This window comes from Microbacterium sp. bgisy207 (assembly GCF_965345035.1).
Lineage (GTDB): Bacteria > Actinomycetota > Actinomycetes > Actinomycetales > Microbacteriaceae > Microbacterium.
In genome coordinates this window covers 23,915-46,570 of sequence record NZ_CBDRMG010000014.1, presented here as the reverse complement: position 1 = coordinate 46,570, position 22,656 = coordinate 23,915, and the positions used below count along the sequence as shown (strand labels likewise).

Annotated in this window: 17 protein-coding genes and 3 rRNA genes; 18 read left to right on the top strand and 2 right to left on the bottom strand. The window is 66.1% G+C overall.

All coding sequences use genetic code 11. The annotated features are described in order from the left end of the window. Positions 1–77: 77 nt before the first annotated feature. The 7 genes from argC to argH are packed head-to-tail and all read left to right on the top strand — an operon-like array spanning position 78 to position 7,882. Positions 78–1,121: an N-acetyl-gamma-glutamyl-phosphate reductase gene (gene argC / locus ACSGC5_RS12890; protein ID WP_434971002.1), complete on the top strand. Its 1,044-nt coding sequence runs from the start codon at positions 78–80 to the stop codon at positions 1,119–1,121. Continuing rightward, the gene (gene argJ, locus ACSGC5_RS12885) at positions 1,118–2,275 is read left to right on the top strand and encodes a bifunctional glutamate N-acetyltransferase/amino-acid acetyltransferase ArgJ (RefSeq protein WP_434971001.1); all 1,158 of its coding nucleotides are present in this window, start codon (positions 1,118–1,120) and stop codon (positions 2,273–2,275) included. The genes argC and argJ overlap by 4 nt, the downstream gene beginning before the upstream one ends. Then, on the top strand, positions 2,272–3,171 hold the full coding sequence (gene argB, locus ACSGC5_RS12880; protein ID WP_434971000.1) for an acetylglutamate kinase: 900 nt from the start codon (positions 2,272–2,274) through the stop codon (positions 3,169–3,171). The genes argJ and argB overlap by 4 nt, the downstream gene beginning before the upstream one ends. Before the next feature lie 28 nt (positions 3,172–3,199). After that, positions 3,200–4,474, top strand: coding sequence for an acetylornithine transaminase (locus ACSGC5_RS12875; protein ID WP_434970999.1), 1,275 nt, complete (start codon positions 3,200–3,202; stop codon positions 4,472–4,474). Beyond that, a complete protein-coding gene (argF, locus tag ACSGC5_RS12870) occupies positions 4,471–5,394 on the top strand; it encodes an ornithine carbamoyltransferase (protein ID WP_434970998.1) in 924 nt (307 codons plus the stop codon). The genes ACSGC5_RS12875 and argF overlap by 4 nt, the downstream gene beginning before the upstream one ends. Next, on the top strand, positions 5,373–6,458 hold the full coding sequence (locus tag ACSGC5_RS12865) for a heparan-alpha-glucosaminide N-acetyltransferase domain-containing protein (protein WP_434970997.1): 1,086 nt from the start codon (positions 5,373–5,375) through the stop codon (positions 6,456–6,458). Before argF ends, ACSGC5_RS12865 begins: the two co-directional genes overlap by 22 nt. Further along, positions 6,455–7,882: an argininosuccinate lyase gene (argH, locus tag ACSGC5_RS12860; RefSeq protein WP_434970996.1), complete on the top strand. Its 1,428-nt coding sequence runs from the start codon at positions 6,455–6,457 to the stop codon at positions 7,880–7,882. Before ACSGC5_RS12865 ends, argH begins: the two co-directional genes overlap by 4 nt. Before the next feature lie 26 nt (positions 7,883–7,908). Here argH and ACSGC5_RS12855 read toward each other — a convergent pair whose 3' ends face one another. After that, positions 7,909–8,499, bottom strand: coding sequence for a hypothetical protein (locus tag ACSGC5_RS12855; protein WP_434970995.1), 591 nt, complete (start codon positions 8,497–8,499; stop codon positions 7,909–7,911). 47 nt (positions 8,500–8,546) lie between these two features. Then, positions 8,547–9,188 carry a DNA-binding protein gene (locus tag ACSGC5_RS12850; RefSeq protein ID WP_434970994.1) on the bottom strand — a complete coding sequence of 214 codons (642 nt, stop codon included), beginning with the start codon at positions 9,186–9,188 and terminating at the stop codon, positions 8,547–8,549. 78 nt (positions 9,189–9,266) lie between these two features. On the opposite strand from ACSGC5_RS12850, the gene tyrS reads away from it, so the two are divergent. The 11 genes from tyrS to recN all read left to right on the top strand — a co-directional run bounded on the left by tyrS (position 9,267) and on the right by recN (position 22,651). Next, on the top strand, positions 9,267–10,583 hold the full coding sequence (tyrS, locus tag ACSGC5_RS12845; RefSeq protein WP_434970993.1) for a tyrosine--tRNA ligase: 1,317 nt from the start codon (positions 9,267–9,269) through the stop codon (positions 10,581–10,583). Positions 10,584–11,139: 556 nt separating this feature from the next. Continuing rightward, positions 11,140–12,661: ribosomal RNA gene (locus ACSGC5_RS12840) — 16S ribosomal RNA — on the top strand. A 409-nt stretch (positions 12,662–13,070) separates the two neighbouring features. Next, a 23S ribosomal RNA gene (locus ACSGC5_RS12835) occupies positions 13,071–16,170 on the top strand. Between the two features lie 100 nt (positions 16,171–16,270). Continuing rightward, positions 16,271–16,387, top strand: a 5S ribosomal RNA gene (gene rrf, locus ACSGC5_RS12830). Together the 16S, 23S and 5S rRNA genes form the textbook arrangement of a ribosomal RNA operon. Positions 16,388–16,512: 125 nt before the next feature. Next, positions 16,513–17,007 (top strand): hypothetical protein, encoded by a 495-nt coding sequence (locus tag ACSGC5_RS12825; protein WP_434970992.1) that lies wholly within the window; start codon positions 16,513–16,515, stop codon positions 17,005–17,007. Positions 17,008–17,054: 47 nt separating this feature from the next. Further along, positions 17,055–17,867, top strand: coding sequence for a hypothetical protein (locus tag ACSGC5_RS12820; RefSeq protein WP_434970991.1), 813 nt, complete (start codon positions 17,055–17,057; stop codon positions 17,865–17,867). Then, complete coding sequence (locus ACSGC5_RS12815) at positions 17,867–18,901, top strand: HAD-IIA family hydrolase (RefSeq protein WP_434970990.1); 1,035 nt, start codon at positions 17,867–17,869, stop codon at positions 18,899–18,901. Before ACSGC5_RS12820 ends, ACSGC5_RS12815 begins: the two co-directional genes overlap by 1 nt. Before the next feature lie 58 nt (positions 18,902–18,959). Further along, positions 18,960–19,223, top strand: a complete 264-nt coding sequence (locus ACSGC5_RS12810; protein WP_434970989.1) for a hypothetical protein — start codon at positions 18,960–18,962, stop codon at positions 19,221–19,223. 10 nt (positions 19,224–19,233) lie between these two features. Further along, positions 19,234–20,034: a TlyA family RNA methyltransferase gene (locus ACSGC5_RS12805; protein WP_434970988.1), complete on the top strand. Its 801-nt coding sequence runs from the start codon at positions 19,234–19,236 to the stop codon at positions 20,032–20,034. Further along, positions 20,031–20,954: an NAD kinase gene (locus ACSGC5_RS12800; RefSeq protein ID WP_434970987.1), complete on the top strand. Its 924-nt coding sequence runs from the start codon at positions 20,031–20,033 to the stop codon at positions 20,952–20,954. The genes ACSGC5_RS12805 and ACSGC5_RS12800 overlap by 4 nt, the downstream gene beginning before the upstream one ends. After that, positions 20,951–22,651 carry a DNA repair protein RecN gene (gene recN / locus ACSGC5_RS12795; protein ID WP_434970986.1) on the top strand — a complete coding sequence of 567 codons (1,701 nt, stop codon included), beginning with the start codon at positions 20,951–20,953 and terminating at the stop codon, positions 22,649–22,651. Before ACSGC5_RS12800 ends, recN begins: the two co-directional genes overlap by 4 nt. Positions 22,652–22,656 lie beyond the last annotated feature (5 nt).

The window sequence follows — 22,656 nt, the reverse complement described above, 5'->3', positions numbered from 1 at the left end:
GCGTGAGCGGCGTCGCCACCTCCGGCTCAGACCCCGTGCTTCGATGCACGACAGACCCAGACAATAAGGTGGAAGCCATGACCTACTCGGTCGCCGTCTCGGGCGCATCCGGATACGCCGGCGGCGAGATCCTGCGGCTGCTGGCCCAGCATCCCGATGTCGAGATCCGCACCGTCACCGCCCACTCCAACGCGGGACAGCCGCTTGCCGTCCATCAGCCGCACCTGCGGTCGCTGGCGCACCTGACGCTGCAAGAGACCACCCCGGAGGTTCTCGCCGGCCACGACATCGTCGTGCTGGCACTGCCGCACGGGCAGTCCGGTCAGTACACGGATGCCTTGGACGAGGTGCCGCTGGTCATCGACGCCGGTGCGGACCACCGATTGCGCGACGCGTCAGCGTGGCAGCAGTTCTACGACGGCCCGCACCACGCCCCGTGGACGTACGGAGTCCCGGAGCTTCCCGTCGGAGGAGGCAAGATCCGCGACAGCCTGGTCGGTGCGACCCGGATCGCTGCTCCCGGCTGCAACGCGTCGACCGTGAGCCTGTCGCTTGCCCCCGGCGTCGCGGCGGGCGTCATCGATTCGAGCGACATCGTCAGCGTCCTCGCGGTGGGGCCGTCGGGGGCGGGCAAGAGCCTCAAACCGCACCTCCTGGCCAGTGAAGTGCTCGGCAGCGCGAACCCGTACGCGGTGGGCGGCACCCACCGGCATATCCCCGAGATCCGTCAGGCGCTCGAGGATGCGGGAGCCGCTGACGTGCGGATCTCGTTCACCCCCGTCATCGTGCCGATGGCGCGGGGGATCCTCGCGACCTCGACGGCTCCCCTCGCGGCGGATGCGACGGATGCCGACATCCGCGCGGCGTGGGAGGCAGCGTACGCCGACGAACCGTTCGTCCAGCTCCTGCCTGACGGCCACTTCCCTCGGACAGCGGACGTCGTCGGGGCCAACACGGCGCTCCTCGGTCTTGCCGTCGACAGATCTGCGGGTCGAGTGGTGGTGGTCGCGGCAGTGGACAACCTCGTCAAGGGAACCGCAGGCGCCGCCGTGCAGTCCATGAACATCGCGCTCGGCCTCCCGGAAGGCCGCGCCCTCACCATGAACGGAGTCGCGCCGTGAGCGTCACCGCGCCCGCAGGGTTCCACGCGGCGGGGGTCGCCGCCGGGCTCAAGTCCACCGGCAATCCCGACGTCGCCGTCGTCGTCAATCGCGGCCCGCGGAAAGTCGGGGCGGCGGTGTTCACCAGCAACCGTGCCAAGGCGAACCCGATCCTCTGGTCCCAGCAGGCGATCCGGGACGGCGTGGTGGAAGCGATCGTGCTCAACTCCGGCGGCGCGAACTGCTTCACCGGATCGTTCGGTTTCCAGACCGCTCACCTCACTGCGGAGCGGGCTGCCGAACTGCTCGGGGTGAGCGCGGGGGACATCCAGGTGTGCTCGACGGGTCTGATCGGCACGGGCGACCAGGCCTTCCGCGATCGGGTGCTCGCGGGAACCGAGGCCGCGATCAGCGCGCTCTCGGCCGACGGCGGCGGCGACGCGGCCCGGGCGATCATGACGACCGACTCGCGGCCGAAAGAGTCGACCCACCGCGGCGAGGGCTGGACGATCGGCGGCATGGCCAAGGGGGCGGGGATGCTCGCGCCGGGGCTGGCCACCATGCTCGTGGTGCTCACGACCGACGCGGTGCTCACCGCTGACGAGGCCGACCGGCACCTGCGGGCCGCGACCCGCGTGAGCTTTGACCGGCTCGATTCCGACGGCTGCATGTCGACGAACGACCAGGTCACGCTGATGGCCAGCGGCGCCAGCGGCGTCGTGCCGGATCCCGATGCCTTCCGGGCCGCGATCATCGCCGTCTGCACGGACCTGGCGATCCAGCTCCAGTCCGACGCCGAGGGCGCCAGCCATGACATCGCCATCGAGGTGATCCACGCGGCATCCGAGGACGACGCGGTCGAGGTAGGGCGCGCGGTCGCCCGGAACAACCTTTTCAAGGCGGCGATCTTCGGCAACGACCCCAACTGGGGGCGGGTGCTCGCGGCGATCGGTACGACGGCTGCCGAGTTCGACCCCTACGCCGTGGACGTCACGATGAACGGCGTCCGCGTCTGCTCGGCCGGAGAGCCCGACCAGCCGCGGGAGCTCGTGGACCTCACGCCGCGCGCGACGACGGTGCTCATCGACCTGAAGGCCGGCGAGGCCTCGGCGACCATCTACACGAACGATCTGACCCACGACTACGTCCACGAGAACAGCGCCTACTCGTCATGACCGACCTGCAAGAGACCACTCCCGATGAAGCCGCCGAGAAGGCGGCCGTCCTGATCGAGTCGCTCCCGTGGCTCAAGCGCTTCCGCGACCAGATCGTCGTGGTCAAGTACGGCGGCAACGCGATGGTGTCCGAGCAGTTGCAACGCACTGTGGCCGAGGACATCGCCTACCTCCGATATGTCGGCGTCAAGCCTGTCGTCGTGCACGGCGGCGGCCCCCAGATCTCGCGGATGCTCGATCGCCTCGACATTCCGAGCGAGTTCCAGGGTGGTTACCGCGTGACGAGCACCGAGGCGATCTCGGTCGTGAGAATGGTGCTGACCGGGCACATCAACCCGCAGCTGGTCTCGCAGATCAACGCGCACGGTCCGTTCGCCAGCGGTCTGTCCGGGGAGGACGCGGGGCTGTTCGGGGGGCGTCGGCGCGGCGTGGTCGTCAACGGCGAAGAGGTCGACCTCGGTTCGGTGGGCGATGTCGTCGAAGTGAATCCCGCAGCCGTCCTGGATCATCTCGCCGCCGGTCGAATCCCCGTCGTCTCTTCCATCGCTCCCGACCTTGACCGGCCGGGGCACACACTCAACGTGAACGCTGACGCTGCCGCCGCCGCGCTCGCTGTCGCGCTCGATGCCGCCAAGCTCGTCATCCTCACCGATGTCCCGGGCCTGTACGCGGACTGGCCCAACCGTGACTCGCTCGTCTCGCACCTCACGTCGACGGAACTGCGGCGGATGATGCCCAGCCTCGAGTCGGGGATGGTGCCCAAGATGCAGGCGTGCCTGGATGCGGTGGACGGGGGAGTGGATACTGCCGCGATCATCGATGGTCGTGTGCCTCACTCCCTGCTGATCGAAGTGTTCACGAGCAAAGGCATTGGAACCGAAGTGGTGCGCGGATGAGCGGGCACCCGAGACGAGGAGAAGCGCAATGACCGACGGAACGATGACACAGGCGTCGTGGCTGCACGATGCCCGCCGTGATCTTCTGGCCAACGCCGGTGACCGTCTCGCCCTGTTCGTTCGCGGCGAGGGTGCGTATCTGTGGGATGACACCGGCAAGCGCTACCTGGACTTCCTCGCAGGCATCGCGGTCAACTCTCTCGGACACGCGCACCCGGCGTTCGTCGAGGCGATCGCGGCGCAGGCGGCGACGCTGGCTCACGTGTCGAACTACTTCGCGACCCCGCCGCAGCTCGCGCTCGCGGCTCGACTCAAGCGCCTCGCCGGCACGGGCGAGTCCGGGCGCGTCTACTTCTCCAACTCCGGCGCCGAGGCCAACGAAGCGGCGTTCAAGCTCGCCCGGCTCCACGGCGCGCCCCGAGACGGCGGCCCCGGTCGCCCCCGGATCCTCGCGCTGACGGATGCCTTCCACGGCCGGACCATGGGGACGCTCGCCCTGACCGGCAAGCCCTGGATGCAGGAGCCCTTCCTACCGATGGTTCCCGGGGTCGAGTTCCTCGACTCGACGATCGACGCGCTCGAGGCCGCCCTCGACGACTCGGTCGCGGCGCTCATTCTCGAGCCGATCAAGGGCGAGGCGGGGGTTCTGCCCCTTCCCGAGGGCTATCTCGAAGCCGCCCGCGACCTCACCCGCCGGCATGGCGCCCTGCTCATCCTCGACGAGATCCAGACCGGTGCCGGGCGCACAGGTGAATGGTTCGCGTTCCAGCACGCCGGCATCACCCCTGATGCGATCACGGTCGCCAAGGGCATCGGTGGGGGCTTCCCGATCGGTGCGCTCATCACCTACGGCGACGCCAGCGAGCTGTTCTACCCCGGCACGCACGGCTCGACCTTCGGCGGCAACGCGTTGGGAACCGCGGTCGCCGGTGCCGTGCTCGATGAGATCGAGCGCGGCGACCTGCTGGCCAATGCGCGTACGCGCGGTGCCCAGCTGCGCGAGGGGATCCTCGGGATCGGCTCGCCGCTGGTCACCGGATGCCGCGGGCAGGGCCTTCTCCTGGGCGTTGCGCTCGCGCGTCCGGTCGCAAAGGCTGTCGTCGCCGCCGCTCAGGAGCATGGGCTCATCGTCAATGCGCCCAACGACGAGACGATCCGGATCGCGCCCGCCCTGACCATCGGCGACGTCGAGGTCGATGAGTTCCTGTCCCTGTTCACTGCCGCGCTGGCTACGGTGGCCGATGCTCTGATGCTCGACGAGGTAACCGGGCAATCCACCGATGAGAGGGAGGCTGCACGATGACCCGCCACCTGCTGCGCGACGACGACCTCACGCCCGAGGAGCAGGCCGAGATCCTGGCGCTCGCGGCGGAGTTGAAGAAGGACCGCTGGAAGGTCCAGCCGCTGGCCGGTCCCCAGACCGTGGCGGTGATCTTCGACAAGTCGTCCACGCGGACCCGCGTCTCGTTCGCGGTCGGAATCGCCGACCTCGGTGGATCGCCCCTGATCATCTCGACCGCCAACAGTCAGCTCGGCGGCAAGGAGACCCCGGCCGACACAGCCCGCGTGCTCGAGCGCCAGGTCGCCGCCATCGTGTGGCGCACCTACGCTCAGGCCGGTCTGGAGGAGATGGCTGCCGGCACGCGCGTTCCCGTCATCAACGCCCTCAGCGACGACTTCCATCCGTGCCAGATCCTCGCCGACCTCCTGACGATCAAGGAGCACAAGGGCGAGCTCAGAGGTCTGACGCTGGCCTTCTTCGGCGACGGTCGCACCAACATGGGGCAGTCCTACGTCTTGGGCGGGGTCACCGCGGGGATGCATGTGCGGGTCGCGTCTCCGGTCGAGTACGCGCCGCGAGAGGATGTCGTGGCCGACGCCGACCGCCGCGGAGCACAGACCGGGGGATCCGTGGTCCTCTACACCGACCCCAACGAGGCGGCAGCCGGCGCCGACATCATCGTCACGGACACGTGGGTGTCGATGGGCAAGGAGGACGAGAAACTCCAGCGCCTGCGCGACCTCACACCCTACAAGGTGTCGCAGGAACTCATGAGCCTTGCCAAAGACGATGCGATCTTCATCCATTGTCTGCCCGCAGATCGCGGCTACGAGGTAGACGCCGAGGTCATCGACGGACCGCAGAGTGTCGTGTGGGACGAAGCCGAGAACCGGCTCCACGCGCAGAAGGCACTGCTGGTGTGGCTGCTGCAGCAGCAGTAGGAGCGCGGGTCGTCGCGAACCTGCGCCGCCTCGACGGACCACCGAGGATCCCCGGGATCGATCTGGCACGCGGACTGGCCGTCATCGGGATGCTCGCCGCGCACCTGTACGAGTTGCCCGAGGTCGTGTGGACCGATCCCACGACGTGGGGCGGGATCGCCGGTGGCCGGTCATCGATCCTGTTCGCGACGCTTGCCGGTGTCTCGATCTCGATCGTGACGGCCGGCCCGGGGGCTCCGCGACGGCCCGGGCGATGGCTTGCCTGGCGCGCTCTGGTGCTGTGGGTTCTCGGCATCATCCTGATCCTCACGGGCGTCCCGGTGTTCGTCATCCTGCCCGCGTACGCGATTCTCTTCGCGGCGGCGATCCCGTTCGTGGGCGTTCGGCGCGGGGTGCTGTGGATCTGGGCGGGCGCGATCGCGCTCGTCGTTCCCTGGGTGCTCCCGCCGATCGAGTCCGCCGCCTTCTGGGACAGCGCACCGGGAGAGGCGGTGTTCCTGCTGACGGGCTGGGCATACCCGGCGCCGCTGTGGCTGGCCTTCCTCCTCGCGGGCATGGCCATCGGGAGGCTCGATCTCACCCGGCCCGCCGTGCTGTGGGCCCTCACTGGAGCGGGCCTGGTGCTCGCGCTGGGCGCGGAGACCCTCGCTGCCGTCGTGCCGGTGGGCGGCACGGGCTACCTGGCCCAGGTCTGGCGTGCCACCGCGCACAGCGGCGGCATCCTGGAAGTGTGGGGATCCGGGGGCTTCGTCGTCGCGGTGATGGCGCTCTGTATCCTCGTGTGCCGGACTGTGCTGCGGGCATTGCTGCTTCCCCTGCGCACGCTGGGCGCCATGCCGTTGACCGCATACTCGGCGCAGATCCTCGTCTGGGCGGCATGGGCGTTCCTCGCGCTGGGGACCACATCCGATCTCTTCGGGTTCCGCGCGCTGCATCCGTTCTGGCCGATGACGCTGGGGATCGTCGCCGCCTGCTTCGTCTGGGCGCTGCTGCTCGGGCGCGGCCCGCTCGAGCGGCTCGTCGACACGGTCTCCCGTCCGCGCGCGGATAGGCTGGCACGATGACCGCGACGGGTGATGCAACGCACGACGGCGCCCTGTGGGGCGCACGGTTCGCCTCGGGACCCTCGCCAGAGCTGGCGGCCCTGAGCGTCTCGACCCACTTCGACTGGGCGCTGGCCGCATACGACATCCAGGGGTCGAAAGCGCATGCCTCGGCGTTGGAAGCCGCGGGTTATCTCTCGCGCGACGACGCGGATCGGATGCGCGCCGGTCTTGACGAGCTCGCCGCCGCGGTCGCCGGTGGCAGGGTGGTCGCGCGCCCCCAGGACGAGGACGTGCACGGTGCCCTCGAGCAGGCGCTGATCGAGCTGATCGGCCCGGAACTCGGCGGGAAGCTGCGGGCAGGCCGCAGCCGGAACGACCAGATCGCCACGCTCGTCCGGATGTACCTGCTCGACCACGCGCGGACGATCGTGCGGGAGATCGTCCGCCTGATCGACGCGATCGTCGCACAGGCCGAGGCGCATCCCACCGCCATCATGCCCGGACGGACCCATCTGCAGCATGCGCAGCCGATCCTGCTGGCGCACCACCTTCTTGCGCACGCATGGCCTCTCGTGCGCGATCTCGAGCGGCTTCGCGACTGGTCTGCACGGGCGTCCGTTTCGCCGTACGGTGGGGGAGCTCTCGCCGGGTCGACCCTGGGTCTTGATCCCGCCCTCGTCGCCGCCGAGCTGGGTCTGTCGCGCCCCGCGGAGAATTCCCTCGATGGCACCGCCGCGCGCGATGTCGTCGCCGAGTTCGCGTTCGTCGCGGCTCAGATCGGTGTCGACCTGTCTCGTTTCGCCGAGGACATCATCATGTGGAACACCCGCGAGTTCGGCTTTGTCACCCTGGACGACGCGTACTCCACGGGGTCGAGCATCATGCCGCAGAAGAAGAACCCCGACATCGCGGAACTCGCGCGGGGGAAGGCGGGCCGGCTCATCGGAAACCTCACGGGGCTCCTTGCGACGCTCAAGGGGTTGCCGCTGGCATACAACCGCGACCTGCAGGAAGACAAGGAGCCGGTCTTCGACTCGGTGAGCACGCTGGAGCTCGTGCTCCCCGCCTTCGCGGGGATGGTCGCGACCCTGCGCTTCGACAGCGACCGGATGGCCGAGCTGGCGCCGCAGGGGTTCTCGTTGGCGACGGATGTCGCGGAGTGGCTGGTGCGGCAGGGGGTGCCGTTCCGGGACGCGCACGAGATCTCCGGTCGCCTCGTGCAGGTGTGCGAGGCCCGCGGGATCGGCCTCGAGGATGCGGATGACGACCTCCTCGCCGGGGTGTCACCGATGCTCACTCCCCGCGTTCGTGATGTGCTGACGATCGAGGGGTCGGTGCGCAGCCGGTCCGGTCGCGGGGGTACCGCACCGGATCGTGTCGCGGAGCAGCGCGAGGAACTCATCGCGCGGGTGCAGGCGCTCGCGCACGCGTTCGAGGTCTGACCGCGATCGCCGTGCCGGTCGGCGGCTCACCACACCGCGAGCCTGACCAACGCACCCACGACGGCGGCCCAGATGAGGCTCGCGAGCGTTCCGATGATGAAGCGTTCGCGGGCTTCGGCAGACGCCAGTTCCGAGAATCGTCCGATGCCTTTGACGGCGACGACGACCGCGATCGCCTCGGGGTAGCCCGCCACGATCGCGAGGGTGACAGCCAGCCGCTCGAGGTAGCCGATGGTGGTGCCGCCGCGCATGACTTCGTGCGGCCGCTCGTGGTCGTCATCCGTCGCCGAGGGCACGATGATTCCGCCCGCGTCGCCGTCCTGCACGCGGCCCCGGGTCGCGAGGGTGAGCACGTGGCGGGTGATCGGGTTACCGCCGAGCACCGCCAGCGCGGTGCCGAGAAGACCGAGGATGAGCCCCATCAGCAGGGGCACGTTCTGCGGCAGCACCGCCACGACCAGGATGCCGAGCACGACCAATCCCGCCGAGATGCTCAGCGGCAGAGTGCGTGGCTGCCGGATGCTCACCAGCACGAGAGCGAGCGCGGCGCACATCGCGAGGAACAGGAAGATCGAGACGACCGCGGCGATGAGAGCTTCAGGGACGGCGAGCAGCATGGGTCCATGCTGTCACGCACCTCCGTCACGGATGCCGGACAGGTGCGTCAGGGTGTCGGAGCATTGCCGGCCGCGCTCAGCGCACGCACGAGCGCGGGCAGCGCGCCCTCCTCGATTCGGAGACCGGCGGCGCGTGCGCGAAGGCTCACGGCGGCGGCCGTCACCCCCAGTGCCTGTGCCGCATCGCGCTGCGTCATTCCTTGGGCCAGCAGGTCGTACACCTCCCATCCTTCGTCTGTCCGACGATCGCGCACGTCGATCAGGAGACGGATGAGGGCCTGCGCGTCGGAGGCGTGGGGCGAGGCATCCGGGGCGATCGACAGCCGACCGGGAGCGCGCTTGGCGTCACCCACCGCGTCGCGCGCGCGGATGAACGCCGACCCGCGTGCCGCCCGGATCGAGGTGGGGTAGGGCTCTTCCACGTCACCGATGCCCAGGCCGATGCTCCAGCGTTGACTGCGGCTGAGCGCCAGGATGATCGCCAGCGCCGCGTCCGCATCCGCGACCGCGACCTGGATCTCATCTCCGATGGTGCGCTCGGGCCCCAGGACGGGGGCGTCGGGAGCGGCTGCCCTGACGATCTCGAGTGCGCGGGGGACGAGGTCGTCGGAGATCCGACTCCCTCGTTGGTCCGCGGTGATGACGAACACGTGCGCCTCCGATGCCGTTGCCTTCAGACAAGCATACATGCTTAATCAAGCCGAAGTTAGTTTCCATACTTATTATCTGTCCCGCGTTGGGTGCGGGCCGCTGATAATCTGGCATCCGTGCCGGAGTTCGAGACCGATGTCCCCATCCGTGCGTTGGCGCCGGCGAACGATCCGACATTCGAGTCGGTGTGGGACGAGATCGTCTGGAGAGGTCTTGTTCATGTCTCGACCGACCAGACCGCGCTTCGTGACCTCCTCTCCGCGGGGAGCGTCACCTACTACTGCGGCTTTGATCCGACCGCGCCCAGCCTGCATCTGGGCAACCTCGTCCAGTTGCTGCTGCTTCGTCGTCTCCAGCTCGCCGGCCACAGGCCCCTCGGGTTGGTCGGCGGGTCTACGGGGCTGATCGGCGATCCTCGCCCCACGGCGGAGCGGACGCTGAACACGCCCGAGACCGTTGCCGAGTGGGTCACGCGGCTGCGCGGCCAGGTGGAGCGCTTCCTCAGTTTCGAGGGCGAGAACGCGGCGCGAATCGTCAACAACCTCGACTGGACGGCGCCGCTGTCGGCGATCGATTTCTTGCGCGAGATCGGCAAGCACTACCGAGTCGGCACGATGCTCAAGAAGGATGCCGTCAGTGCGCGATTGAACTCCGAAGCCGGCATCAGCTACACGGAGTTCAGCTACCAGATCCTGCAGGGTATGGATTTCCTCGAGCTGTACCGCAGCTACGGATGTGTGTTGCAGACGGGCGGCAGCGATCAGTGGGGGAACCTCACCAGCGGTGTCGACCTTATCCATCACGTCGAGCACACGTCGGTACACGCGATCGGTACGCCCCTGATCACCAACAGCGACGGCACGAAGTTCGGCAAGAGTGAAGGCAACGCGATCTGGCTGGACGCCCAGATGTGCAGCCCGTACCGGATGTACCAGTTCTGGCTCAACACCGATGACGCGGACGTCATCGCGCGATTGAAGATCTTCACCTTCCTGACCCGCGAGGAGATCGAGGAGTACGAGCGGCTCGTCGAGGTCGAGCCCTATCGTCGTGCGGCGCAGAAGCGCCTCGCCCTCGAAGTGACAGCCACAGTTCACGGGGCGGCGGCTACCGCAGCCGTGGTCGCCGCCTCTGAGGCCCTGTTCGGTCAAGGGGATCTCACGGCACTCGACGCGAGCGTCTTGCGCAGCGCCCTGGAGGAGCTGCCGCATGTCGAGGCGACCGCCGAGACGACCGTGGTCGAAGCGCTCGTATCGACCGGGCTGGTCTCGAGCCTCTCGGAGGCGCGCCGCGCGATCGCCCAGGGGGGCGTGTCACTGGACGGGGTTCGGGTCGAGGACGATGGCGCCGTCGTGACCGGTGCATTGCCCGGGGGAGTGTCCGTCCTGCGCCGAGGCAAGAAGACGCTCGCTGGCGTCTTCGTGCGCGGCTGAACGCCCGCATTTCCGGGTGTCGCGCCGCCGGAGCTGCGCCGTCGGGCGGCGCGACACGCCCGGGATGCGGTCAGGATTTGTCCCGCCGTTCATATCCGCGTAATGTCTTTCTTGTTCGCCCCAAAGGAGCGCGGTGAGGCTGAGAGCCTCCCCTCCTCAAGCGGAGAACCACCCCCCACCACACAGACTCCTTGAGAGTCGGGGACCTTCGGGTCTACGATGGGGGTCCGCTCTTCGCGGTGGTCTTGTCGACCGCTCGAGCGAGTCTCAGACTCGTCGGACGCCGATTTGACAGCGACGAAGAAACGGATAAGATAGAGAAGTTGCCCTGCGGGGAGGCCGAGAGGCCGAAAGCAGGAGCATCCGATCCTTGAGAACTCAACAGCGTGCACTTGTCAAATGCCAAAAAACCTCGATTCAGCTTCGGCTGAATGAGATTCCTTTGGATCAAAGTCCGGCACTTCGGTGCCGGCAACGGATAGTCAGCAATGACATCCCTTTGGTCAGATCAAACTCGCTGCTTCAGTCAATTTCCGGCTGATCGCAGCAACATTCTTTCACGGAGAGTTTGATCCTGGCTCAGGATGAACGCTGGCGGCGTGCTTAACACATGCAAGTCGAACGGTGAAGCAGAGCTTGCTCTGTGGATCAGTGGCGAACGGGTGAGTAACACGTGAGCAATCTGCCCCTGACTCTGGGATAAGCGCTGGAAACGGCGTCTAATACCGGATACGAGCTGCGAAGGCATCTTCAGCAGCTGGAAAGAATTTCGGTCAGGGATGAGCTCGCGGCCTATCAGCTTGTTGGTGAGGTAACGGCTCACCAAGGCGTCGACGGGTAGCCGGCCTGAGAGGGTGACCGGCCACACTGGGACTGAGACACGGCCCAGACTCCTACGGGAGGCAGCAGTGGGGAATATTGCACAATGGGCGAAAGCCTGATGCAGCAACGCCGCGTGAGGGACGACGGCCTTCGGGTTGTAAACCTCTTTTAGCAGGAAAGAAGCGAAAGTGACGGTACCTGCAGAAAAAGCGCCGGCTAACTACGTGCCAGCAGCCGCGGTAATACGTAGGGCGCAAGCGTTATCCGGAATTATTGGGCGTAAAGAGCTCGTAGGCGGTCTGTCGCGTCTGCTGTGAAAACCCGAGGCTCAACCTCGGGCCTGCAGTGGGTACGGGCAGACTAGAGTGCGGTAGGGGAGATTGGAATTCCTGGTGTAGCGGTGGAATGCGCAGATATCAGGAGGAACACCGATGGCGAAGGCAGATCTCTGGGCCGTAACTGACGCTGAGGAGCGAAAGGGTGGGGAGCAAACAGGCTTAGATACCCTGGTAGTCCACCCCGTAAACGTTGGGAACTAGTTGTGGGGTCCATTCCACGGATTCCGTGACGCAGCTAACGCATTAAGTTCCCCGCCTGGGGAGTACGGCCGCAAGGCTAAAACTCAAAGGAATTGACGGGGACCCGCACAAGCGGCGGAGCATGCGGATTAATTCGATGCAACGCGAAGAACCTTACCAAGGCTTGACATATACGAGAACGCTGCAGAAATGTAGAACTCTTTGGACACTCGTAAACAGGTGGTGCATGGTTGTCGTCAGCTCGTGTCGTGAGATGTTGGGTTAAGTCCCGCAACGAGCGCAACCCTCGTTCTATGTTGCCAGCACGTAATGGTGGGAACTCATGGGATACTGCCGGGGTCAACTCGGAGGAAGGTGGGGATGACGTCAAATCATCATGCCCCTTATGTCTTGGGCTTCACGCATGCTACAATGGCCGGTACAAAGGGCTGCAATACCGCGAGGTGGAGCGAATCCCAAAAAGCCGGTCCCAGTTCGGATTGAGGTCTGCAACTCGACCTCATGAAGTCGGAGTCGCTAGTAATCGCAGATCAGCAACGCTGCGGTGAATACGTTCCCGGGTCTTGTACACACCGCCCGTCAAGTCATGAAAGTCGGTAACACCTGAAGCCGGTGGCCCAACCCTTGTGGAGGGAGCCGTCGAAGGTGGGATCGGTAATTAGGACTAAGTCGTAACAAGGTAGCCGTACCGGAAGGTGCGGCTGGATCACCTCCTTTCTAAGGAGCATCTGGCACCCTCGGGTGTCCAGGCGCCGGATCGAGACACACGTTCTCGCCGGTTAGCTCATGGGTGGAACATTTGACGAGGTGTCGATCGCAGATCGCCCCGCTCAGTACGTCCTTCGGGACGGGAACCGCGGATCGTGAACGACCGGCACATGCACGCTGTTGGGTCCTGAGGGACCGGATGCCGCGAAAGCGGCAGCTGAACCTCAGGGCCTTTTCTGGCGGTCGCAGTGCGACACGCGGAGAGGGTACCGCCCGTACTTTGAGAACTACACAGTGGACGCGAGCATCTTAGAGACGATCCTTCGGGATCGTTTCACAAAGATGATCTATATAGATCATTAGTCAATTTCAGATCCGAGCTTCGGCTCGGATCCCGATTCTTGACGAACTCATGTGATTTCAAGTCTTTAAGAGCAAACGGTGGATGCCTTGGCATCTGGAGCCGAAGAAGGACGTAGCAATCTGCGATAAGCCTCGGGGAGTGGATAAGCACACTTTGATCCGAGGATCTCCGAATGGGGAAACCCCGCTGGGCGGCGTGCCGACCCAGTGACTCCCGCCTGAATATATAGGGCGGGTAGAGGGAACGTGGGGAAGTGAAACATCTCAGTACCCACAGGAAGAGAAAGCAACCGCGATTCCGTTAGTAGTGGCGAGCGAAACCGGAACAGGCTAAACCGAGTACGTGTGATATCCGGCAGGAGTTGCGTATTCGGGGTTGTGGGACTTTTCATGCTGTTCTGCCGAGCAGCAGGCGTTACAAGAAGGTATAGACGAATGGCATTGAAAGGCCAGTCATAGAGGGTGCCAACCCCGTAGTCGAAATGCCTCCCTTGGCGCGAAGAGTATCCCAAGTAGCACGGGGCCCGAGAAATCCCGTGTGAATCTGTCAGGACCACCTGATAAGCCTAAATACTCCCAGATGACCGATAGCGGACAAGTACCGTGAGGGAAAGGTGAAAAGTACCCCGGGAGGGGAGTGAAATAGTACCTGAAACCGTTTGCTTACAAACCGTTGGAGCAGCCCTAGCAGCTGTGACAGCGTGCCTTTTGAAGAATGAGCCTGCGAGTTAGCGATATGTGGCGAGGTTAACCCGTGTGGGGTAGCCGTAGCGAAAGCGAGTCTGAATAGGGCGATTCAGTCGCATGTCCTAGACCCGAAGCGAAGTGATCTATCCATGGCCAGGCTGAAGCGACGGTAAGACGTCGTGGAGGGCCGAACCCACTTAGGTTGAAAACTGAGGGGATGAGCTGTGGATAGGGGTGAAAGGCCAATCAAACTTCGTGATAGCTGGTTCTCTCCGAAATGCATTTAGGTGCAGCGTTGCGTGTTTCTTGCCGGAGGTAGAGCTACTGGATGGCCGATGGGCCCTACAAGGTTACTGACGTCAGCCAAACTCCGAATGCCGGTAAGTGAGAGCGCAGCAGTGAGACTGTGGGGGATAAGCTTCATAGTCGAGAGGGAAACAACCCAGACCACCAACTAAGGTCCCTAAGCGCGTGCTAAGTGGGAAAGGATGTGGAGTTGCTCAGACAACCAGGAGGTTGGCTTAGAAGCAGCCACCCTTGAAAGAGTGCGTAATAGCTCACTGGTCAAGTGATTCCGCGCCGACAATGTAACGGGGCTCAAGCACGCCACCGAAGTTGTGGCATTGACATTATTGGTAGGCCTTCGTGGTCCAGCCGTGTTGATGGGTAGGAGAGCGTCGTGTGGCCAGCGAAGCGGCGGTGTGAACCAGCCGTGGAGGCTACACGAGTGAGAATGCAGGCATGAGTAGCGAAAGACATGTGAGAAACATGTCCTCCGAAAGACCAAGGGTTCCAGGGTCAAGCTAATCTTCCCTGGGTAAGTCGGGACCTAAGGCGAGGCCGACAGGCGTAGTCGATGGACAACGGGTTGATATTCCCGTACCGGCGAAGAACCGCCCCAATCAATCCAGTGGTGCTAAGTGCCCGAATCCCTTTGTACGATCCCTTCGGGGTGAGGCATTGGGCCTAGCGCACGACCCCATGCTGGTGCGGTTAGCGTATTAACAGGTGTGACGCAGGAAGGTAGCCCAAGCCAGGCGATGGTTGTCCTGGTGCAAGTGCGTAGGCTGAGTGATAGGCAAATCCGTCACTCGTTCGGCCGAGACACGATGCGGATAAAAAGTGGGTGATCCTATGCTGCCGAGAAAAGCATCGACGCGAGGTTCTAGCCGCCCGTACCCCAAACCGACTCAGGTGGTCAGGTAGAGAATACCAAGGAGATCGAGAGAATCGTGGTTAAGGAACTCGGCAAAATGCCCCCGTAACTTCGGGAGAAGGGGGGCCTTCGACGTATTAGGACTTGCTCCGAAAGCGTTTGGAGGCCGCAGAGACTAGTGGGTAGCGACTGTTTACTAAAAACACAGGTCCGTGCCAAGTCGCAAGACGATGTATACGGACTGACGCCTGCCCGGTGCTGGAAGGTTAAGAGGACGGGTTAGCGCAAGCGAAGCTCAGAATTTAAGCCCCAGTAAACGGCGGTGGTAACTATAACCATCCTAAGGTAGCGAAATTCCTTGTCGGGTAAGTTCCGACCTGCACGAATGGCGTAACGACTTCCCAACTGTCTCAACCGCGAACTCGGCGAAATTGCACTACGAGTAAAGATGCTCGTTACGCGCAGCAGGACGGAAAGACCCCGTGACCTTTACTACAGCTTGGTATTGGTGTTCGGTGTGGCTTGTGTAGGATAGGTGGGAGACTTTGAAGCAGGGACGCCAGTTCTTGTGGAGTCATTGTTGAAATACCACTCTGGTCACTCTGGATGTCTAACTTAGAACCGTAATCCGGTTCAGGGACAGTGCCTGGTGGGTAGTTTAACTGGGGCGGTTGCCTCCCAAAAAGTAACGGAGGCGCCCAAAGGTTCCCTCAACCTGGTTGGCAATCAGGTGGCGAGTGTAAGTGCACAAGGGAGCTTGACTGTGAGACTGACAGGTCGAGCAGGGACGAAAGTCGGGACTAGTGATCCGGCAGTGGCTTGTGGAAGCGCTGTCGCTCAACGGATAAAAGGTACCTCGGGGATAACAGGCTGATCTTGCCCAAGAGTCCATATCGACGGCATGGTTTGGCACCTCGATGTCGGCTCGTCGCATCCTGGGGCTGGAGTAGGTCCCAAGGGTTGGGCTGTTCGCCCATTAAAGCGGTACGCGAGCTGGGTTTAGAACGTCGTGAGACAGTTCGGTCCCTATCCGCTGCGCGCGTAGGAAGTTTGAGAGGATCTGACCCTAGTACGAGAGGACCGGGTTGGACGAACCTCTGGTGTGTCAGTTGTTCCGCCAGGAGCACCGCTGATTAGCTACGTTCGGGATGGATAACCGCTGAAAGCATCTAAGCGGGAAGCCGGCCTCAAGATGAGACTTCCATGCCTACGGGCGAGAGGCTCCCAGCAGACTACTGGGTTGATAGGCCGGATGTGGAAGCGTGGCAACACGTGGAGCTGACCGGTACTAATAAGCCGATGACTTGATAACACACCCTTTGAGGTGTTCGCGTCCACTGAGTGGTTCTCGATGTACGGTCGAGAACCGCATGACAATGACTTTGTTGTGCAGACTGAAACATCAATAGTGTTTCGGCGGCCATAGCGAGAGGGAAACGCCCGGTTACATTCCGAACCCGGAAGCTAAGCCTCTCAGCGCCGATGGTACTGCAGGGGGGACCCTGTGGGAGAGTAGGACACCGCCGGACTTCTTTCGAGAAATGGCCACCCAACGTTGGGTGGCCATTTCGCGTTAACGCACTTGTGCAGCCTGTAGTGCACACGACGTGGAAGGATCTGGCAGACATGGTGGACGACAGCCCCACGAGCGCGGATGACCCGGCGCGCCGTCCTGGCGGCGATCGGTCCCCGCGGCGAGACGGTTCGGGTCGAGCCGACCGAACAGACCGTTCTGGTCAGGGTCGTCAGGGCCGAGCTGAGCGCACGCCCCGCGGCGATGGTGCGCCGCGCGCCGGATCCGGCGGCAGACCCCATCGCGCGGCGGGCAGCCGCGACGGTGCCTCGGCCTCACGGCGCGGCGAAGACCGCGGGCGCCCGGACCGTGGTGATCGTCCGCACCGGCGTGACGGTGGTGATCGTCCGCAGCGGCGTGACGGTGGTGATCGTCCGCAGCGGCGTGACGGTGGTGCTCGTCCGCAGCGGCGTGACGGTGGCGACCGGCCCCAGCGCAGGCCCGGCGGCGGCCGTCCCTCAGCGGGTGGTCGTGCTGACCGACCGGTTCGCGACGAGGCGCCTCGTGAGCGAGCCCCGGAGATTCCGGAGGACGTCACCGCTCGTGACCTGCCGCCGGCAGCGCGGAATGAGCTGAAGACGCTGAGCAAGGAGAACGCCGATGCCGTCGCACGCCATCTGGCGATGGCGGCTCAGCTGATCGACACCGATCCGTCCCTTGCTCACGAGCATGCGCAAGCCGCCGTGAAGCGCGCGGGTCGTATCGCTGTGGTGCGCGAGACCGCAGCGATCACGGCGTATGCGAACGAGGATTTCGCGCTCGCACTCCGTGAGCTGCGCACGTACCGCCGGATTTCGGGCAAGGACGATCAGATCGCGCTCCTCGTTGACAGTGAGCGGGGCGTCGGGCGTCCCGATCGCGCGCTCGAAGCCGGCCGCGCCGTCGATCGCTCGGCGCTGCCGCCCGCCGTTCGGGCCGAGCTGGCGATCGCGATGTCGGGTGCGCGATTGGATCTTGGGGAGCCGGAACGCGCGCTGAGCGAGCTGGACATTCCCGAGCTGGATCCCGACCGCGCCTTCGAGTGGTCGCCGGCGCTCTTCGCCGCACGAGCGACGGTACTCGAGGAGCTCGGACGCGACGAGGAGGCGGCTCAGTGGCGTCGCCGCGCCGTCGTTGCCGCGGAGGCCCTCGATGCCGCCGCGGGCGTTGCGGAGAGCGAGGAGATCTTCGTCGAGGACATCGCGCCCGAGGATGCTGTGTCTGAAGACATCGCGCCCGAGGACGTCGCGCCGGACGACGTCGCGCCCGAAGACGTCGCGCCGGAGGATGCCGCGCCGGAGGATGCCGCGCCGGAGGATGCCGCGCCGCAGGACATCGCCCCGGAGCATGCTGCGCGAGAGGATGCCGCGGCGCCGGACGCCGGCGGTGCTGCCGATTCCGGGGGCGAGCCTGCCGCGGATTCCGCCCGGCCGGACACCGCCGACGGCGCGCGCTGATGGTGCTGTTCTCCCGCCGTGCGCGGGCGGCGACGCCGCTCGATGACGTCGACGTCGTGCTTGCCGACCTTGACGGCGTCGTCTATGCCGGGGCCGGGGCCCTTCCGTGGGCCGTCGAGAGCCTGACCGCACTGGGCGATCGTCGTCTGGGGTTCATCACGAACAATGCGTCACGCACGGATGCCTCGGTCGCCGCGCACCTTCGGGAGCTCGGCATCCCCGCAGCGCCCGACGATATCGTGACCAGTCCGCAGGCCGCGACGCGCCTGCTTCGGGAGCGCGTCGAGCCGGGCGCCACGATCCTCGTGGTGGGCGGTGAGGGGCTGGTCGTCGAACTGGAGAAGGCAGGGTTCGTCGTGACCCGCAGTGCGGATGACGCGCCAGCCGCCGTCGTGCAGGGATTCGCGCCCGACGTCGGGTGGGCGCAGCTTGCCGAGGCGGCCTTCGCCCTCAAGGTCCCCGAGGACGAGGGTGGCATCCCGTGGATCGCGACCAACACGGACTGGACGATCCCGCAGGCTCGCGGCATCGCTCCCGGGAACGGCACGCTCGTGTCCGCCGTGCACACCGCGGTCGGTCGCCTGGCAACCGTCGCGGGCAAGCCCGAGACGCCGATCTTCGAGGAGGCGGTGGCGCGGTTCGGGGCTCAGCATCCCCTGTTCATCGGCGATCGCCTCGATACCGATATCCTCGGTGCCTGCCGTGCGGGCATCGCGTCCGCGCTCGTGCTGACGGGCATCGACCGGCCCAAGCATGTGCTGGCGGCGCCCGCCGGGTCTCAGCCGACGTACATCCTCGGTGATCTTCGCGAGCTCGCGGAGCCCTATCCGGAAGCGGTCACCCGCGACGCCGTCACCGAGGTGCGGGGCGCGCGCGTGCGCATCGACGGTCCGGACGTGACGATCCTTGCGGAGGGGGAGCGCCCGATCGATCTCTTGCGTGCGGGGGCTGCGGCGATCTGGGGCACGGGGCGCGCGATCTTCGGTTTCCGCGTGCCGGAGCGGCTCTACGCCGATCCGTTCCACCGACCCTGATCGCGCGCGCCGTCCACGCGCCCGCCTGTCATGGCTGGCCGCCCGTAGGGTGGGTGTCATGCTCAGCGAAGACCTTCCTGACACGGATGCCGCGCCGGCTGGCTCCGCGCCCCGCGCCGCCGACCCGGACGCGGGCGCCTCGTCGCCGCCGCGCAACGAGGACCTCGCGCCCGACGGCGACCTCAGACCCGATGAGGACCTGCTGTCGCGACTGGAGATCGTCGAGTCGCAGCCGCTGGCCGATCGTGCCGCCGCCTACGAGGCGATTCACGAGGACCTGGCCCGCCGGCTCGAGCAGAGCCCCGAGTCACCTCGCCCCTGATCGCGCTCCGATGACACCCCGATTGGATGCGGAGCTTGCTGCTCGCGGGCTGGCTCGCTCGCGCACCCACGCCGCACGGCTGATCACCGCAGGGAGCGTCACCGTCGACGGTCGCGGGATCGTGAAGCCGTCGACGACCGTGGATTCGGCATCCGTGATCGAGGTCGCAGCCGACGACCACTATGTGAGCCGGGGCGCGCACAAGCTCGTCGCTGCGCTGGATGCTTTCGGCGTGGACGTCGCCGGACGGGCCGCGCTCGACCTGGGCGCGTCGACCGGCGGATTCACGCAGGTCCTGCGCGAGCGCGGCGCGACCCCGGTCGTTGCCGTCGACGTCGGGCACGGGCAGCTCGCGCCGGCGATCGCCGCCGATCCCGCCGTGGTCTCGGTCGAGGGATTCAACGTCCGGTACATGGATCCCCACACCCTGCGCGAGGCATCGGGCATCGCGGACCAACCGCAGCTCGTGGTGGGGGACCTCTCCTTCATCTCGCTCGCGCACGTGATCCCCGCGATCTGCCGGGTCGCGTCGCCGGATGCCGACATCGTCCTGCTCATCAAGCCGCAGTTCGAAGTGGGGCGCACCGGTGTGCGAGAAGGCATCGTGACGGATGCCGCGCGCCGCGCCGATGCGGTCATGGGTATCCTCTGGGCTGCCTGGGATGCGGGGCTCGGAGCCGCCGGCGTCATCTCCTCCCCGCTCATCGGCACCCACGGCAATCTCGAGTACCTCGCGCATCTGACCGCGTCACGAGGGAGCAATCCGACAGAATGGATCAGCACGGTGAATCAGCTGACGGGAGCGCGATGACCGACGAGGGCCGGAACATCCTCGTGGTCGTGCACGCCCGCCGACCCGAGACCGTCCATGCCGCCGCCCGCGTGATCGGCGCCCTGCGCGATGCCGGCGCGACACCCGTGATCTCCTCCGAGGATCGCGCAGAGCTCGGGTCTTCGGTCCCCGGGCCGTTGGCGACGCTCGGGGCCGATGTCGCTGTCGCCGACATCGAACTCGCGATCGTCCTCGGTGGCGATGGCACGATCCTGCGCGCGGCCGAGCTCGTCCGTGAGGGGAGCGCGCCGGTGCTGGGCATCAACATGGGCCACGTGGGTTTTCTCGCCGAGATCGAGCGCGACGACATGGACGAGGCCGTGCGACGGGTCATCGACCGTGACTACACCGTCGAGGAACGTCTCGCCCTGCACGTGCGCATCAAGGACCGGGACGAGCGGGTCATCTATGAGACGTGGGCGTTGAACGAGGCCACCGTCGAGAAGGCCAGCCGGGAACGGATGCTCGAGGTCGTGATCGAGATCGATGGCCGGCCGTTGTCCTCGTTCGGGTGCGACGGGGTCGTCGTGTCGACCCCCACCGGCTCGACCGCATACAACTTCTCCGCGGGCGGCCCTGTCATCTGGCCCAGCGTCCAGGCGATCGCGGTGGTGCCGCTGTCGGCTCACGCCCTCTTCGCCAAGCCGCTGGTGATCGCTCCCGAGCACACGGTGGCGATCGAGTTGCTCGAGCGCAACAACGGGACGGGCATCCTGTGGTGCGACGGCCGACGCTCGCACGATCTTCCCGCGGGCGCGCGGGTGGTCGTGCGCCGCTCCGAGCGCCCGGTACGTCTGGCGCGCCTGCATCCGGCGTCGTTCACCGACCGGCTGGTCAAGAAGTTCCGCCTGCCGGTCGAAGGCTGGCGCGGTCCGTCGACCCCCTCGGAGAACCCGTGATCGAGCAGATGACGCTGCGAGACCTCGGCGTGATCGCTGAGGCGACCCTGCCGATCGGGCCGGGATTCACCGCGATCACGGGTGAGACCGGCGCGGGCAAGACCATGGTCGTGACGGGACTCGGGCTCCTTCTCGGTCAGCGCTCCGACACCGGCGCCATCCGTGCGGGTGCCGCGCAGGCATCCGTGGAGGGCGTCTGGATCGTGCCCCCGGATGGAACCGCGGCAGCCCGGGTGCGCGAGGCAGGAGCGGACGTCGAACCCATCGACGACACGCGCGCGGAGCTGATCATCGGGCGAACGATTTCGAGCGAAGGCCGTAGCCGGGCCGCGGTCGGCGGCCGGTCTGCTCCCGCCGCCGTGCTCGCGGACTTGGCCGATGAACTCGTTGTGGTCCACGGCCAGTCGGACCAGTTGCGGCTGCGCTCGGCGGCGGCCCAGCGTGACGCGCTCGACCGATTCGGAGGAGCGGAGATCTCCCGGGCCCTCGAGGCGTATCGCGAGCGGTTCGCGGACTGGGAGCGTCTTGATCAGGAGCTCACGGCTCTTGTCGCCGATCGTGACTCTCGGGCTGCGGAAGCCGAAGAGCTCCGCGCCGCGATCGCGGTGATCGAGGCGACAGCTCCACGTGCGGGCGAGGATGCCGAGCTGACGCAGCGAGCGGAGCGTCTGGCCAACGCCGAGGCGCTTCGGGAGGCTGCCGCGCTGGCACACGCTGCCCTCAGCGCCGACGACGACGCTGCAGCTGACGCGACGACTCTGGTGGGGGAGGCCCGTCGCGCACTGGAACGTGCCGCGGGCAGTGACCCGGCGCTGGAGCGTCTGGCCGAGCAGATCGCCGACATCGGATACCGGCTCGTCGACGTCTCTGCCTCGCTTGCCGGGTACCTCGCCGATCTGGACGAGTCGGGTCCGCACGAGCTCGCTGCCGTCGAGGAGCGACGCGCGACGCTCGCGGAGCTCGTACGCGCGCATGGCTCGCTCGAGGGGGCGATCGCACTCCTGGACAGCGGGTCGGCGCGTCTTGCCGAGCTCGACGACGACGGCGACCGGATCGAACGGCTCACCCGGGAGCGGGAGGCCGCGGCATCCGCTCTCGACGACGCCGCCGCTGCCCTCACGGCAGCGCGCACCGCTGCAGCGTCTCGACTGTCGGGGCTGGTCACCGCCGAGCTTCACGCGCTGGCGATGCCGGATGCCGAGGTCGAGGTCGAGGTCTCTCCCGCGCCCCCGAGCCGGTCGGGCCGCGACGACGTCGCGATCCTGCTTGCGCCCCACCCGGGTGCCTCGCCGCGACCGGTCTCCCGCAGCGCGTCGGGCGGGGAGCTCAGTCGCGTCATGCTCGCGATCGAGGTCGTGATCGCCGGCGTCGACGCCGTGCCGACCTTCGTCTTCGACGAGGTGGATGCCGGTATCGGCGGCGCCGCAGCGATCGAGGTGGGCCGGCGCCTGGCACGCCTGGCGCAGACGTCGCAGGTGATCGCGGTGACCCACCTCGCGCAGGTCGCGGCGTTCGCGAACAACCATCTCAGCGTCATCAAGGCCAGCGACGGCGCGGTCACCGCATCCGGAGTGCATCAACTCACCGGCGCCGACCGCGAAGCCGAGATGGCGCGACTGCTGTCGGGAATGCCAGACTCCGAGGCAGCCCTCACCCATGCCCGCGAGTTGCTCAGCCTGGGCGCGGCTGCCGACTGATAGGA